The sequence below is a fragment of the Rhodoferax sp. RT5P35 genome, assembly GCF_056521385.1.
In genome coordinates this window covers 20,438-34,402 of sequence record NZ_JBWMAX010000019.1, presented here as the reverse complement: position 1 = coordinate 34,402, position 13,965 = coordinate 20,438, and the positions used below count along the sequence as shown (strand labels likewise).

13 protein-coding genes are annotated in these 13,965 nt (G+C 63.3%); 7 read left to right on the top strand and 6 right to left on the bottom strand.

The features are described from left to right. Positions 1-47 precede the first annotated feature (47 nt). The gene (locus tag AC097L_RS21980) at positions 48-1,163 is read left to right on the top strand and encodes an MBL fold metallo-hydrolase (RefSeq protein WP_479588853.1); all 1,116 of its coding nucleotides are present in this window, start codon (positions 48-50) and stop codon (positions 1,161-1,163) included. Here the strand turns inward: AC097L_RS21980 and AC097L_RS21975 are convergent. Beyond that, on the bottom strand, positions 1,160-1,933 hold the full coding sequence (locus tag AC097L_RS21975) for a M48 family metallopeptidase (RefSeq protein ID WP_479588852.1): 774 nt from the start codon (positions 1,931-1,933) through the stop codon (positions 1,160-1,162). The genes AC097L_RS21980 and AC097L_RS21975 overlap by 4 nt on opposite strands. A gap of 391 nt (positions 1,934-2,324) precedes the next feature. Here AC097L_RS21975 and AC097L_RS21970 point away from each other — a divergent pair, with 391 nt between their 5' ends. Continuing rightward, positions 2,325-4,109, top strand: coding sequence for a methyl-accepting chemotaxis protein (locus tag AC097L_RS21970; protein ID WP_479588851.1), 1,785 nt, complete (start codon positions 2,325-2,327; stop codon positions 4,107-4,109). Here the strand turns inward: AC097L_RS21970 and AC097L_RS21965 are convergent. From AC097L_RS21965 to glyQ, 4 genes are all read right to left on the bottom strand, one after another. Beyond that, positions 4,106-4,861 (bottom strand): lysophospholipid acyltransferase family protein, encoded by a 756-nt coding sequence (locus tag AC097L_RS21965; RefSeq protein ID WP_479588850.1) that lies wholly within the window; start codon positions 4,859-4,861, stop codon positions 4,106-4,108. The genes AC097L_RS21970 and AC097L_RS21965 overlap by 4 nt on opposite strands. A 64-nt stretch (positions 4,862-4,925) precedes the next feature. Next, positions 4,926-5,501 carry a D-glycero-beta-D-manno-heptose 1,7-bisphosphate 7-phosphatase gene (gene gmhB, locus AC097L_RS21960; protein WP_479588849.1) on the bottom strand — a complete coding sequence of 192 codons (576 nt, stop codon included), beginning with the start codon at positions 5,499-5,501 and terminating at the stop codon, positions 4,926-4,928. Positions 5,502-5,511: 10 nt separating this feature from the next. Further along, on the bottom strand, positions 5,512-7,644 hold the full coding sequence (glyS, locus tag AC097L_RS21955) for a glycine--tRNA ligase subunit beta (RefSeq protein WP_479588848.1): 2,133 nt from the start codon (positions 7,642-7,644) through the stop codon (positions 5,512-5,514). Between the two features lies 1 nt (position 7,645). Next, the gene (glyQ, locus tag AC097L_RS21950) at positions 7,646-8,563 is read right to left on the bottom strand and encodes a glycine--tRNA ligase subunit alpha (RefSeq protein ID WP_479588847.1); all 918 of its coding nucleotides are present in this window, start codon (positions 8,561-8,563) and stop codon (positions 7,646-7,648) included. 152 nt (positions 8,564-8,715) lie between these two features. Here glyQ and AC097L_RS21945 point away from each other — a divergent pair, with 152 nt between their 5' ends. Continuing rightward, the gene (locus tag AC097L_RS21945) at positions 8,716-8,940 is read left to right on the top strand and encodes a hypothetical protein (protein WP_479588846.1); all 225 of its coding nucleotides are present in this window, start codon (positions 8,716-8,718) and stop codon (positions 8,938-8,940) included. A gap of 165 nt (positions 8,941-9,105) precedes the next feature. On the opposite strand, the gene AC097L_RS21940 is transcribed toward AC097L_RS21945, so the two are convergent. Continuing rightward, entirely contained in the window at positions 9,106-10,176 is a 1,071-nt protein-coding gene (locus tag AC097L_RS21940) for a type II asparaginase (RefSeq protein WP_479588845.1), read from the bottom strand. A 229-nt stretch (positions 10,177-10,405) separates the two neighbouring features. Between AC097L_RS21940 and AC097L_RS21935 the strand changes: the two genes are divergently transcribed. From AC097L_RS21935 to AC097L_RS21920, 4 genes are all read left to right on the top strand, one after another. Further along, entirely contained in the window at positions 10,406-11,041 is a 636-nt protein-coding gene (locus AC097L_RS21935) for a TetR family transcriptional regulator C-terminal domain-containing protein (RefSeq protein ID WP_479588898.1), read from the top strand. 118 nt (positions 11,042-11,159) lie between these two features. Then, positions 11,160-11,747, top strand: a complete 588-nt coding sequence (locus AC097L_RS21930) for an NAD(P)H-dependent oxidoreductase (RefSeq protein WP_479588844.1) — start codon at positions 11,160-11,162, stop codon at positions 11,745-11,747. Positions 11,748-11,773: 26 nt separating this feature from the next. Then, positions 11,774-13,069: an amidohydrolase family protein gene (locus tag AC097L_RS21925; RefSeq protein ID WP_479588897.1), complete on the top strand. Its 1,296-nt coding sequence runs from the start codon at positions 11,774-11,776 to the stop codon at positions 13,067-13,069. Between the two features lie 12 nt (positions 13,070-13,081). Next, on the top strand, positions 13,082-13,963 hold the full coding sequence (locus AC097L_RS21920) for a creatininase family protein (protein WP_479588843.1): 882 nt from the start codon (positions 13,082-13,084) through the stop codon (positions 13,961-13,963). The last annotated feature ends 2 nt before the right edge of the window (positions 13,964-13,965 follow it).

Sequence of the window (13,965 nt, the reverse complement as noted above, 5' to 3'; positions counted from 1 at the left end):
TGCCTAGAATGCAAGCCACGGCATAGCGCCATCCCCCCCCAGAACCCATGAACCTGCTAGAACAACAACTGCACTACCCACTGGGCGACACCCTGCCCGCGCAGGGCGAAACTGTCAGCGTCGCACCCGGCGTGCGCTGGATTCGCATGGCGCTGCCGTTTGCGCTGAACCACATCAACCTGTGGCTGCTAGAAGACGAGATGGATGGGCAACGTGGCTGGAGCGTGGTGGACTGCTGCATCAGCGCCGATGCCTCGCGGGACCAGTGGGAGGCGATTTTTGCCACCCAACTCGGCGGCCTGCCCATTCTGCGTGTCATCGTGACCCACATGCATCCAGACCATATCGGTCTGGCCTCTTGGCTGTGCGCGCGCTGGAGTGCACCACTGTGGATCAGCGCCACCGACTATTTTGTGGCCGGCCACAACATCCTGCACTCCAGCGGCAACGGCGGGCCAGGCGCGGCAGAGTTTTTCCAGAAGCATGGCCTGACCGACACGGAATCTGTGGCCAAAATCCGCGCCCGCAGCGGCTATTTTTCGGCCATGGTACCGGCCCTGCCGCCCAGTTTTGTGCGCATGCAAGACGGCCAGACCCTGCGCATCGGTGGACGAGATTGGCACTGCATCAGTGGCTATGGCCACGCGCCGGAACACATTGCGCTGTACTGTGGCGAAACCCAAGTCTTGATTGGCGGCGACATGATGCTGCCGCGCATTTCCACCAATGTGAGCGTGTTCGATGTGGAGCCCGAAAGCAACCCGCTGCAGCAGTTTCTGGACTCGATCGACAAGTTTGCGCCGCTGCACCCGGACACCCTGACCCTGCCCGCCCACGGCAAGCCCTTCCGGGGCCTGCACATCCGCATCCAGCAGCTACACGACCACCACCGCGACCACCTGGCCCGCGTGATGGCCTTCGCCCAGCAGCGGCCGTGCAGCGCCAGCGACATCCTGCCCGTACTCTTCACCCGCCAGCTGGACCTGCACCAGATTACCTTCGCCATGGGCGAGGCGGTGGCGCACCTGCACAAGCTGTGGGTGGATGGGTATTTGCAGCGCACACGCGGCGCGGACGGGGTGTACCGGTTCAGCCCGACGGCCTTGCCGTACCCCGTCAGTGCGGCGCTGGAGCCCAGCGAAGCGGTGCCCGTCGGCGCTTAAACCTCATCCCATTTAGGCACCACCACACTGCGCAATTCAGCGCGCAGCGGCGCATAGCCGGGCAGGATGGAAGCCACCGTATCCCAGAACTGGGCGCTGTGGTCCATGTAGCGCAGATGGCTCAGCTCGTGCACCACCACGTAATCAATAACGTCCATGCGGTGGTGCAGCAGCCGCCAGTTCAGGCGGATCGAGCCCAGGGTGCTGGCGCTGCCCCAGCGCGTGGTGGCGTTGGACAAGGCCAGCCGCTTCCACTGCACGCCCAACTGCGGCGCAAAGTGGTTCAGGCGCTCGGTGAACAGCGCGCGGGCCTGCAGCAACAGCCATTTGTGCACAGCAGCGCTTATCTGTGCAGGCATTGCATCCAGCGGCAAGCCCAGACGCAAATTGTGGTCGATCACCATCGCACCTTTGTGCGCCCGGTGCAACGCGGGCTCCAGCGCCAGGGCCAGCGGCTGGCCCAGGTAGGGAAAGGCCGCCCCGTTCTGCCAGACGACCCGCGAGGCTTGCTGCTCGGCCTGCCGCTCCTGCGACTGGCCGAGCTTTTGCACGATCCAGCCGCCCTTGCTGCGCACGGCCGCATCCACCTCGGCCAGCGGCACCCATTTCGGCGCGCTCACCACCAGGCCTTGCGCACCCACCACAAAACCGATGCTGCGGCGCTTGCTGCGCTTGAACGCAAACCCCACCAGCGCGCCGGGCAGCTGCAAGGTGCGGTTGGCAGCAGGGTGGTGGTAGGCGATGGATTGCCCCGTGTCCCGCAAAAGCATAGCGGGCGGCGGCAGCTCATTCGCTATATTTTCAGGAGCTACTGGTGTAGACGGTATATGCGCTAACGGCCTTTTTTTCTTTAAAATCTGGGCGTTTGCAGGAGCGGGCGAAAGCGGCAAGCCTGTGGGCTCAGGGTCAAAAAGGTCCAGGGTGAACTTCAATAAGCGGTGCATGGGGAAAGTTTAGCCGGACCGGCTTTCAGGCACCGTCGAAGTTCTTTGAATCACTTCTCAGGCACCTTGCAAACAGCTATTGACGGGTAACACTTTGTAAATATGATGAGAAGACCAATCACACCAGTTCATTTTGTAACCCATTGGTCTAATTCAGATAAACCACATAACCCACTCACCACGCATTGCCTGCACCCACCCCTCACCAAGGAACACCATGTCATTTGATAACCTCAAAGTAAGTACGCGCCTGGCTCTAGGCTTCGGTATCGCCATCCTGCTGGGTATTCTGATTACGGTGATAGGCGCCATGCAAATGAAGGCGTTGGCCAAAGATTTGGACGAAATCGCGAACAACCGCATGGTCAAGGTAGAGCAGTTTTCAACGATCAAAGACAACCTGAACGCCATCGCCCGTGCCACGCGCAACATCTTGATCAAGCCAGATGCCGCGTTTCGGGAAGTCGAGCGCAAAAAAATCACCGAACTGCGCGCCGCCAATTCCGCACTGTTGGCAGAACTGGCAAAAACGGTAACGCTGCCCAAGGGCATCCAATACCTCAAAATCATTACGGATACACGCGCCGCTTACAACCAGGGCCTGGACCAGGCGATTGCACTGGCCCTGCAAGACAAGGGCCAAGAAGCGTCGGATTTGCTCTTTGGCGAACTACGTTCAAAGCAAACCACCCTTTTCAAGGCGGTCGATGATGAAACAGAACTACAAAACACCGTCGGCAAGGGCTTGGCGCAACAAGCCGCTACCAACGCAGCGTTCTACGCCACGCTGATGGGCGCTTTAGCGGCCGCCATGGCGGTGGTTGCCGGGTTCTTGGGCTGGACCATCACCCGCAGTCTGACCCGCGCCTTGGGTGCCGAACCTGCCCAGGTGAATGCCGCCGTGCTACGCGTTGCCGAAGGCGACTTGAGCACCCCCATCGTCTTGCGAGGCAACGACAGCACCAGCATGATGGCCACCGTCAAAGGCATGCAAGAGTCGCTGACCCGCACCGTCAGCAGCGTGCGCAGCAATGCCGAGGGGGTGGCCAGCGCCAGCGCCCAGATCGCCCAGGGCAATAACGACCTGAGTGCCCGTACCGAGCAACAAGCCAGCTCCCTGGAAGAAACCGCTGCCTCCATGGAAGAGCTGAACGCCACCGTTAAACAAAACGCCGACAACGCACGCCAGGCCAACCAGCTAGCCCAAAGCGCCAGCACGGTGGCCATCCAGGGCGGGGCCGTGGTGGCCCAGGTGGTGGAGACCATGAAGGGCATCAACGACTCGTCGCGCAAGATCTCCGACATCATCAGCGTGATCGACGGCATCGCCTTCCAGACCAACATCCTGGCCTTGAATGCGGCCGTGGAAGCCGCCCGCGCGGGGGAACAAGGCCGTGGGTTTGCGGTGGTGGCATCCGAAGTGCGCAGCCTGGCGGGGCGCTCGGCCCAGGCCGCCAAAGAAATCAAAAGCCTGATCGGGGCCAGCGTGGAGCGGGTGGCGCAAGGCACGGCGCTGGTAGACCAGGCCGGTGTCACCATGGCCGAGGTGGTGGGCTCCATCCGCAGGGTCACCGACATCATGGGCGAGATCAGCGCGGCCAGCAGCGAGCAAAGCGCCGGTGTCTCCCAGGTCGGCGAAGCCATCATCCAGATGGACCAGGTCACGCAGCAAAACGCCGCGCTGGTCGAAGAAATGGCCGCCGCCGCCAGCAGCCTGAACACCCAGGCGGATGACTTGGTGGGCACCGTGGCCGTCTTCAAACTGCCCCACAGCGGCGCGCATACGCTAGGCCGGGTGGTAGCAGAGCGTGTGCCGCCCCACCGGGCCAGCCCCGGCATTCCCGCCAGCCGCAGCGGGCCGCGTGTCGGCATGGCCGCACCCCAAGCAAAATCCGCCGCCAGCTTCGCCGCCAAAACCAAGGCCCTGACACCACCGCGGGCAGGCAAAGCCACTCCCGCAGCAGTACCGGCGGGTGGTGACGACGGGTGGAGTAGCTTTTAGGCTGGTGTTGAAGCGACGGGCGGGTAAGCCTCGGGGTCCAGGCGGCGCATTTCAGCCTCGATCCAGGCCTGCACCTCGGCCATCAGCTCGTCCGGGCGGCGGCCCACACTGGAAATCGGCTTGCCAATGGAAATATCCACAATGCCCGGCTTCTTGATGAAGGCCTTGCGCGGCCAGCATTTGGCGGAGGTCACGGCAATCGGGATCACCGGCACGCCGCACTGGATGGCCAGCCGCGTACCACCGGTTTTGTACTCACCCACCTGGCCGCGGTCGATGCGAGTGCCCTCGGGGAACATGATCACCCAGGTACCCTGCGAGGTCAGCCGCTTACCCGATGCCACCAGCTTTTTGAACGCCTGCGTGCCCTGGCTGCGGTCGATATGGATCATGTCCATGCAGGCCATAGCCCAGCCGAAAAACGGCACGTACAGCAGTTCTTTCTTGAACACATAGGCGAGAGGGCGCGGCATGATGGCAGGCATCAAAAGCGCCTCCCAGGTGGACTGGTGCTTGACCAGCAGCACCACCGAATCCAGCGGGCCAGTGGGCAGGTTTTCCATGCCGGTGATGCGGTTCTGGATGCCCAAAATGGCCGTGCCGCTGTCCACCGCTAGCCGCAGCCAGCGCGCGCAAGCCCAGTACACCGCAGTGGGCCCGGCAAACAGCCGGATCACAAACACGGCCGAGGCCCAGGGGATGACGGTGACCGCCAAAAACAGCATGTGCAGAACAGAACGGATCAAAGGCATTTTTAAGTCTTTTAGGCTTCTAGCGCATATAGAACATACGCATACAGCTATAAATTTAGGAGTATCAAGCTGCAGGCGTTTTGGCGACCAGCCCGCGGTTGATAAGAAAGGTGGCAAACGCCAGCAGATCCTGGTGCACCCAGGTGCCCACCGGAAACTCCGCAGGCAGCACGCCCAGCCCGCGAAAGCGTGCGGCCTTGCCGGTCAGCACCACATGCGGCTCGCAGCCCACCGCCACCCCAGCCTGCAGGTCGCGCAGGCTGTCGCCCACCGTAGGCACGCCGTGCAGGTCGATGCCAAAGCGCTCGCCAATCTGCTCGAACAGCCCCGGGGCAGGCTTGCGGCAGTGGCAGCCGTCGTCGGGTGCGTGCGGGCAAAAGAACACCGCGTCAATCTTGCCCCCGGCCGCAGCCAGCAGCTTGAACATCTTGGCATGCATGGCGTTGAGCGCCACCATGTCAAACAGCCCCCGCCCCAGCCCCGACTGGTTAGTCGCCACCACCACGTGCCAGCCCGCGTGGTTGAGCTTGGCAATCGCCTCCAGCGCGCCGGGCAGCGGCAGCCATTCCTCCGGCGACTTGACGAACTCGTCACTGTCCACATTGATGGTGCCGTCGCGGTCGAGGATGGCGAGTTTCATGGGGTGTTTCCTATGAAGCTAATTTGGACAGGTCGGCCACGCGGTTCATCGCGTTGTGCAGGCTTTGCAGCAGGCCCAGGCGGTTCAAGCGCACGTCGATGGCTTCGGCGTTGACCATCACGCCGTCAAAGAAGGCATCCACCGGGGCGCGCAACGCGGCCAGGGATTGCAAGCTGGCGGTGTAGTCGCCTGCCTCGAACTGGGCTTGGGCAGCGGGCGCAGCTTGCTGCATGGCGGCGAACAGGGCGTGCTCGGCAGGCTCCTGGAACAGCGCCGGATTGGCGTGCGGGTCCACCGCGTCGGCCTTCTTAAGGATGTTGCCGATGCGCTTGTTGGCTGCAGCCAGTGCCGCTGCTTCCGGCAAGACGGCGAAGGCGCGCACGGCGGCCAGGCGCTTGGGGACTTCGGCCAGGCGCTGGGGGCGCAGGGCGAGGACGGCATCGACCTCTTGGGCGCTGTAGCCCTCTTCGCGCAGAGAGCCGCCGAGGCGGTCGTACATGAAGGCCAAAAGAGCTTGCACCGAGGCTTCACGCGGGGCGGTGCATTTGTCGCCCAACACGTTGAATGCAGCTTCGACCAGCGTGGTCACGTCCAGCGGAAGGTTTTGTTCAATCAGCATCCGAATCACGCCCAGCGCGTGACGGCGCAAGGCAAACGGGTCCTTGTCGCCGGTAGGCAGGTTGCCGATGCCGAACATGCCGACCAGGGTTTCCAGCTTGTCGGCCAGTGCCACGGCTATGCCCACGGGGTTGCGCGGCAGGGTGTCGCCTGCGAAGCGCGGTTTGTAGTGGTCTTCGATGGCGTCGGCCACTTCCGCGCTCAGGCCGTCGTTCAGCGCGTAGTAGCGGCCCATGGTGCCTTGCAGCTCGGGAAATTCGCCCACCATGTCGGTGACCAGATCGGTTTTGGCCAGCAGCGCGGCTTGGTCGGCCTGCTGGGCCAGCGCATCGCCGCCGAGTTGCAACGCTATGGCTTTGGCAATGGCGCGCACGCGCACCACGCGCTCGCCCTGCGAACCTAGTTGGTTGTGGTAGACCACTTTATCCAAGCCCGCCACGCGGGACTCCAGAGACTTCTTGCGGTCCTGGTCGAAGAAGAACTTCGCATCCGCCAGCCGTGGGCGTACCACGCGCTCGTTGCCGCCGATGACTTGGCTGGGGTCTGCCGGGCTGATGTTGCTGACGATCAGAAACTGGTGGGTCAGCTTGCCCGCAGCGTCCAGCAGCGGGAAGTACTTCTGGTTGGCCTTCATGGTCAAAATCAGGCATTCCTGCGGCACGCCGAGAAATTCCTCTTCAAAGCTGCAGACCAGCACGTTGGGGCGCTCGACCAGGGCGGTCACTTCGTCCAGCAATGCTTCATCTTCGATAGCACGCACCCCACCGCCTATCTGCGCGGCAGCCGCATTCAGCTGGCGAACGATATCGGCACGGCGGTCGGCAAAGCTGGCAATGACGGCACCATCACGGGCCAGGGTTTCGGCGTAGCTGTCGGCATCTTTCAAGACCACTGGATCGACGGCGGCTTCAAAGCGGTGGCCGTGGGTGGTGTTGCCGGACTGCAGGCCCAGGGCCTCCACAGGCACGATGTCGCTGCCGTGCAGCGCCACCAGGCCATGCGCGGGGCGCACAAAGCTGACGCTGGTCCAGCCGGGCTGGGCGCAGCCGCTGGCGAGCTGGTAGGTCATGACCTTGGGAATCGGCAGCTTGGCAATCGCTTCCAGCAGGGCTTTTTGCAGGCCTTCTTGCAGGCGGGCACCGGCCACGGTGCGCTCGAAAAATAGGGCTTCGGCTTTGCCGTCCAGGGCGCGCTTCAAACCGGCCACGGCAGTTGCGTCGGCACCCAGGGCCTGCAGTTTTTTCAGCAGCGCGGGCGTGGGTGCACCGTCGGCGGTCAGGCCTACGGCTACTGGCATCAGCTTGGCCGACACAGCCTTGTCGGCGGCGAAGGGAGCCACGTTGGAAATGTGCGCAGCCAGGCGGCGGGGCGAGGCGAAGGCGGTCACGACGGACTCGGCGCTGGCCAGGCCCTGGGCCTTGAGTTGCTCCAGCAGCACGGCGGCAAAGGCATTGCCCAGTTTATTCAAGGCCTTGGGCGGGAGTTCTTCGACAAACAGCTCCACCAGTAAATTCTTAACGCTCATTTCAGGCAGCTTTCTTTTCAATCTGGGCCAGGACTTCGGCCGCCCAGTCTTTGGGTGCCATCGGAAAGCCCAGGCGGGCGCGGCTGTCCAGGTAGCTTTGCGCCACGCTGCGGGCCAGATTGCGGATGCGGCCCATGTAGGCGGCGCGCTCGGTCACGCTGATGGCACCGCGTGCGTCCAGCAGGTTGAAGCTGTGCGCGGCTTTGAGGACCTGCTCGTAGGCGGGCAGCGCCAGGCTCTCGGCCACCAGGTGCTTGGCCTGCTTTTCGTGGGCCGTGAAGGCGGTGAACAGGAAGTCGGTGTCGCTGTGCTCGAAGTTGTAGGTGGATTGCTCGACCTCGTTTTGCTTGTACACATCACCGTAGCTGAGCCCTTCGGTCCAGACCAGGTTGTAAACGTTGTCCACCTCTTGCAGGTACATGGCCAGGCGCTCCAGGCCGTAGGTGATTTCGCCGGTGGCGGGCTTGCAGTCGATGCCGCCGACCTGTTGGAAGTAGGTGAACTGCGTGACTTCCATGCCATTGAGCCAGACTTCCCAGCCCAGGCCCCAGGCGCCCAGGGTGGGATTTTCCCAGTCGTCTTCGACGAAGCGGATGTCGTTCTTTTTAAGGTCAAAGCCCAAGGCTTCGAGCGAGCCCAGGTACAGCTCGAGGATATTGGCCGGGGCGGGCTTGAGCACCACCTGGTATTGGTAATAGTGTTGCAGGCGGTTGGGGTTCTCTCCGTAGCGGCCGTCCTTGGGGCGGCGGCTGGGCTGCACATAGGCGGCCTTCCAGGGTTCAGGCCCAATTGCTCTTAAAAATGTAGCAGTATGCGAAGTACCCGCGCCCACTTCCATGTCGTAGGGCTGCAAAAGTGCACAGCCTTGCGCAGCCCAGTAGGACTGCAGGGTCAAAATAATTTGCTGGAATGTCTTCATGGAGGTCTGCAAAGGGGAGATCGCCGGGGACGGCGATGCAAGCTTTGATTTTACGGGGCTGTGGAATATGTCACGAAATCGGTTTAGGCACGCCGCTTGCGTGGCCTGTAGTCGTTACATTCACACACATTCTGCAAAGAAAGAGGTTTGTGATGGAAGAGGCCGGCAGCAATTTCAGTTGGTTTATGGCGTATTTGATCAGTGGTGTACTGGTGGTTGTGGGCGCGGCCGCGTGGGTGATGGTCTGGCAACATCGCAAGCACAAACGCGAAAAGCGAGCCGCCGCCAAGAAATCGCGGGCCCGCTTCAGGGCCTGGCGCGACGGCCAGCCACCCCCTTCGCAACAAGCCGAACTCGAGCATAAAAAAAGCGACTAATGCATATTCCACATGCACTATTCGCTCTTATTTATATAGCATAAACCTTTAAACCAGAACGCATCCCCCCTCCAAAACAGCGCAGAACTGGCTCCGCCAGGCTGCTGCTGTTGCCCCCTGCAAGGGGGGAGGCGAAAGATGCGAAGCACTGCAGCCTGGGGGTGCTCAATACTCCCAGAAAATGCGCTGCAGTTCCTTGGTGTCGCTGGTCTTGGTCAAGGCCACCATGGCCAGGATGCGGGCCTTTTGGGGGCGCAGATCGTGGGCCACCACCCAGTCGTACTTGTCGTCTGGCTGCTCGGCATTGCGCAGCACGAAGCCGTCTGGCACGCGGGCACTGCGGATCACGATAGCGCCATCGGCACGCACTTTTTGCAGGTAAGGCACGATGCGGTCGGCCACCGAGCCGTTACCAGGGCCGCCATGGATAAGGGCCTTGATGCCACTTTTTCCCAGGGCTTCGATGGCCGTGGGTGCCACGCCTTCGTAACCCATGGCGATTTCCACCTTGGGCAGACTGGTGATGGTGTCGATGTCGAACTCGGAAGCCATGGTGTGGCGCTTGACCGGGGCGCGGAACCAGTAGTTCTTGCCTTCCACGACCATGCCCAAGGGGCCCCACTGGCTGGAGAACGCGTTGGTCTTGATATTGACGTTTTTGCTGACATCGCGGCCGCTGTCGATGGTGTCGTTCATGGTCAAGAGCACGCCCTTGCCCATGGCATCCTTGCTGCCGGCCACGCTCACGGCGTCAAACAGGTTCAGCGCGCCGTCGGCTGACAAGGCGGTGCCCGGACGCATCGAAGCCACCATCACGATGGGCTTGTTGGTGTGCTCCACCAGGGTCAGAAAGTAGGCGGTTTCTTCCACGGTGTCGGTGCCATGGGTGATGACGATGCCATCCACATCGGCCTGCTTGGCCAGCGCGGAGACACGGCGGGCCAGGGTCAGCAGGTTGTCATCGGTCAGGCTTTCAGACGCGACCTGGAACACCTGCTCGCCACGCACATTGGCGATGTTGGCCAACTCGGGCAACCCGGCGATCAGCTTTTCCACGCCCACCTTGGCGGCGGCGTAGGTAGCGCTGTTGAGGGCCGAGGCACCGGCTCCGGCGATGGTGCCACCGGTGGCCAGAATCACCACATTGGGCTTGGCCGCCTGGGCATGGGCCACCGTACTGATGGCGACAAACACAGCGGCAGCCGCAAAGGCGCGCAAACGGGAAGACATGTACATAGGTGTGTCCTTCTTGAACAGTGGTAAAAATAAAGGCTAAGAGCCACCATTGGAATACAAGACGCATGCCCGTTCGCCAAGTTCGCGATGCCAAGGCAGCATGAGACCATGCCTGGCATGCAAAGGTACGGGTCTGCTGGTCTGGCAGTACCATTCTTGTTGCGCCCAAATGCTGCCCTGGCCTTGACCGATCTTGCAAACTACGCCTCTCACCACCATCGCCCATGACATGCCCGCCCCCGAAGGCCCGCTTTCGCGCGCCAGGCCAGGGCGCGAACGCATCATGGCAACCATCCGCACGGCAGCCATTGAAGAATTCAGCCTGCATGGCCTGAAAGGCACCTCGACCCAAGCCATCGCCGCGCGCGCCGGCCTGACCAAGCCGCAGTTGCATTACTACATCGCTGGCAAGGAAGAGCTCTACGAAGAGCTGCTGATGCAGGTACTGCATGCCTGGAAGGTGGTGTTTTCATTCGACCAGGCGGCCCGCGGCCCGGCGGCAGTGCTTAGCGATTACATCCGCCAGAAGCTGGACCACGCCTTCGATAACCCGGAAATGTCGCGCATATTCACCCGCGAAGTGCTCGACGGTGGCCGCAACCTGGAGGGCTTTTGGCCCAATTCGCAGTCTTGGACGCAGAAGAAAATCGACATCATCAACGGCTGGATTGCCCGCGGCCTGATCCGCCCACTGGATGCCCGGCTGCTGCTGCAGCACATCTGGGCCATGACCCAGTACCACGCCGACTACGCCCTGCAGGCGCGCATGATGATGGGAACCGGCGCCGAGACCCCACTTGACCGTGAGCAGGTGGCCAAGGAACTGATCGGCTTGGTGCTGTCCGGCTGTGGCGTGAAAGCCTGACCGCCTGAATCCCTGAATCCGGTGTTGCGGCACCGCTACGCGCCAAGCTGGTGCAAACCACCTGGCACGCCCTTTGCGTAAAACCTGACCACTTGCTCTGATTGAATGGTCAAACATTATGCGTGTGCTCGTCGTCTACTGCCATCCGGTCGAAACCAGCTTCCACGCCGCTTTGCACCAGGTGGTGTTGAAGAACTTGCGCGCCGCTGGCCACGAGGTGGACGACTGCGATCTGTATGCCGAAGGCTTCGACCCGGTGCTGTCGCGCGAGGAACGCCTGGGCTACCACGACGTGCCCCGCAACCGGCTGCCACTGCAGTCGCACGTTGACCGGCTGGCCCGGGCCGAGGCCATCGTGTTCTGCTTTCCCACCTGGTGTTTTGGCCTGCCGGCCATGCTCAAGGGCTATTTCGACCGGCTCTTCATGCCCGGCGTGGCCTTTGACATCAGCGACCCGGCCAATGTGAAGCCGATGCTCACCCACATCAAGCGCATCTCGGCCGTGGTCACCTACGGCCGGCCGCGCTGGGTGGCCTGGTACATGGGCGACCCGCCGCGCAAGATCGTCACCCGCTACATGAAGAGGCTCACCGGCCAGGCCGCCCGGGTGGACTACCACGCCCATTACCACATGAACGTGGCCACCGAGCCGCAGCTCAAGCACTTCATGGCCCGCGTAGGCCAGGCGATGGCACGTTTCGCATAAGCACCCCAACCATGACCGCACCGACCATGGCCAGCCCCCACCTGCTCCACAACGCACGCCTGCCGCGCTGGCTGCTGCCCACCGGCTGGCCACAGCAGGAAGGCGCACCTGCGCTGGCACACATCGCGCTGGAGGCCGGGCGGGTGCAATCGGTACGGCCTGCCGATGCGTCTGCCAATGACTCAGCCGCCAATTTCCCTGGCAGCTGGAACTTGGCTGGCACGCCGGTGTTGCCCGGCCTGGTGGATGCCCACACCCATCTCGACAAAGCCTTCACCCTGCCGCGCATGGGCCAGGTGCAGCCCGGCCTGCTCGGCGCCATCGACGCGATGCTAGCCGACCGGATGCACTGGAACGCGGCCGACGTGCACGCGCGGGCCTCGCGAGGCCTGCACTGGGCCTGGGCCGCTGGCACCAAGCATGTGCGCACCCATGTGGACTGGTGGGAGCCAGAAGCACCGCCGCTGGCCTGGCCGGTGATTGCCGAGCTGGCCCAGGAATGGGCGGGCAGGCTGCGGCTGGAGCAGGTGAGCCTGATCAAGCTGCCACTGTTCGAAGATGCCGCCGAGGCTCTGCGGCTGGCCCGGCAGGTCAAGGCCACCGGTCCACAGGCTTTGCTTGGTGCCTTCGTGCATTCCACCAACTGGAGCGAAAACGCACTGCGCAACCTGCTGCTGGCCGCCCAGGCCTGCGACCTCGATGTGGACCTGCATGTCGATGAAGAACTCAACCCGGCCGCTGTGGGCTTGGCCACCACCGCCCGCCTGCTGCGTGAGATCGGCTTTGAAGGCCGGGTGGTCTGCGGCCACCTCTGCGCGCTGGCCGCCCAGCCCGAGGCGCAGGCCCTGGCCACACTCGATGCGGTAGCGCGGGTGCCCATCACCGTGGTGTCGCTGCCCGCCACCAACCTGCTGCTGCAAGACGCCACCACCGGCCGCACGCCCCGCCTGCGCGGCATCACGCTGGTGAAGGAAATCCAGGCGCGCGGCATTCCGCTGCTGTTTGCCAGCGACAACGTGCAAGACCCGTTCTGCCGCCTCGGCAGCTTCGACCCGGTGGAGGCCCTGGGCACGGCCGCGCTGGTGGCCCAGCTCGACGAGCCGTTCGACACTTGGTCGGCAACACTGTGCCGCAGCGACTGGCTGCAGCGCGTGCCGGCCAGCACCGCCACGTTGGCGGGCGCGCCGGCCGATCTGGTGCTGTTCCCACAGGCCGACCACCATGGCTGGCCGTCCCGCAGCGCGCAGCGCGTGGTGCTGCGCGACGGCATCGTCACCCACGGCGACGCCTCACCTTTCTCTTCCAACGCGAATTTGAACTAAACAAGGACCGCCATGCTGCACGGCTACATTCCGCCCCACCGCTTCCTGCCCTACCTGAGCTGGACAGAGATCGACGCACTGCCCGACCGCGAGAACACCGTCATCGTGCTGCCCTGCGGTGCCATCGAACAACACGGCCCGCACCTGCCCTGCTCGGTCGACAGCGTGATTGCCTCTGGCGTGATGGGCAAGGCGCTCGAAAAGCTCCCTGCCAACGTGCGCGCCTTCGCGCTGCCCACCATCACCTACGGCAAGTCGGAAGAGCACCTGCACTTCCCCGGCACCATGACGCTGACCGGCACCACGCTGCTGGCCACCGTGACCGAGATCGGCGAATCGGTCTACCGCGCGGGTTTTCGCAAGCTGCTGTTCGCCAACGGCCACGGCGGCCAGCCCCAGGTGCTGGAAATGGCCGCACGCGAACTGCGGCTGCGCCACGGCGACTTTGTGGTGGTGCCGCATGGCGTGTCGCGCCTGCCCAACGCGTCGAGCCAGCAGATCAGCGACCAGGAAAAGCGCCTGTCGATGCACGCCGGCCACTCCGAGACGGCGCTGATGTTGGCGCTGGCGCCCGACACGGTGCACATGGAACGCGCCGCCGCCAACTTTCCGCCGCCGTTCCCGATCAAGCTGCTGTCGCCCGACGGCCGCCCCGCCTGCGCCTGGACCGCCCGCGACTTCGGCCCGAGCGGCGTGATCGGCGACCCGACCAGCGCCACCCTAGCGCAGGGCGAAGAAATTCTGGACACCCTGTCCGACAGTTGGGTGCAGGCCCTGACCGAGCTGTACGCGCTGCGCTGGGTGGTGCGCGACGAGCCCACCTGGGCACGCGGCCACGAGACTGGCTTCATCCAGACCGGCGCTGGCCTTAAAGCGCACCAACACACCGCCTAAGC

Excerpts from the sequence above, each read along its gene's own strand:
- AC097L_RS21970 (WP_479588851.1), top strand. The coding sequence starts at position 2,325 with ATGTCATTTGATAACCTCAAAGTAAGTACGCGCCTGGCTCTAGGCTTC.
- AC097L_RS21945 (WP_479588846.1), top strand. The coding sequence starts at position 8,716 with ATGGAAGAGGCCGGCAGCAATTTCAGTTGGTTTATGGCGTATTTGATC.
- glyS (WP_479588848.1), bottom strand. The coding sequence starts at position 7,644 with ATGAGCGTTAAGAATTTACTGGTGGAGCTGTTTGTCGAAGAACTCCCG.
- AC097L_RS21965 (WP_479588850.1), bottom strand. The coding sequence starts at position 4,861 with ATGCCTTTGATCCGTTCTGTTCTGCACATGCTGTTTTTGGCGGTCACC.
- AC097L_RS21935 (WP_479588898.1), top strand. The coding sequence starts at position 10,406 with ATGCCCGCCCCCGAAGGCCCGCTTTCGCGCGCCAGGCCAGGGCGCGAA.
- gmhB (WP_479588849.1), bottom strand. The coding sequence starts at position 5,501 with ATGAAACTCGCCATCCTCGACCGCGACGGCACCATCAATGTGGACAGT.
- AC097L_RS21940 (WP_479588845.1), bottom strand. The coding sequence starts at position 10,176 with ATGTACATGTCTTCCCGTTTGCGCGCCTTTGCGGCTGCCGCTGTGTTT.
- glyQ (WP_479588847.1), bottom strand. The coding sequence starts at position 8,563 with ATGAAGACATTCCAGCAAATTATTTTGACCCTGCAGTCCTACTGGGCT.
- AC097L_RS21980 (WP_479588853.1), top strand. The coding sequence starts at position 48 with ATGAACCTGCTAGAACAACAACTGCACTACCCACTGGGCGACACCCTG.
- AC097L_RS21975 (WP_479588852.1), bottom strand. The coding sequence starts at position 1,933 with ATGCTTTTGCGGGACACGGGGCAATCCATCGCCTACCACCACCCTGCT.
- AC097L_RS21925 (WP_479588897.1), top strand. The coding sequence starts at position 11,774 with ATGGCCAGCCCCCACCTGCTCCACAACGCACGCCTGCCGCGCTGGCTG.
- AC097L_RS21930 (WP_479588844.1), top strand. The coding sequence starts at position 11,160 with ATGCGTGTGCTCGTCGTCTACTGCCATCCGGTCGAAACCAGCTTCCAC.
- AC097L_RS21920 (WP_479588843.1), top strand. The coding sequence starts at position 13,082 with ATGCTGCACGGCTACATTCCGCCCCACCGCTTCCTGCCCTACCTGAGC.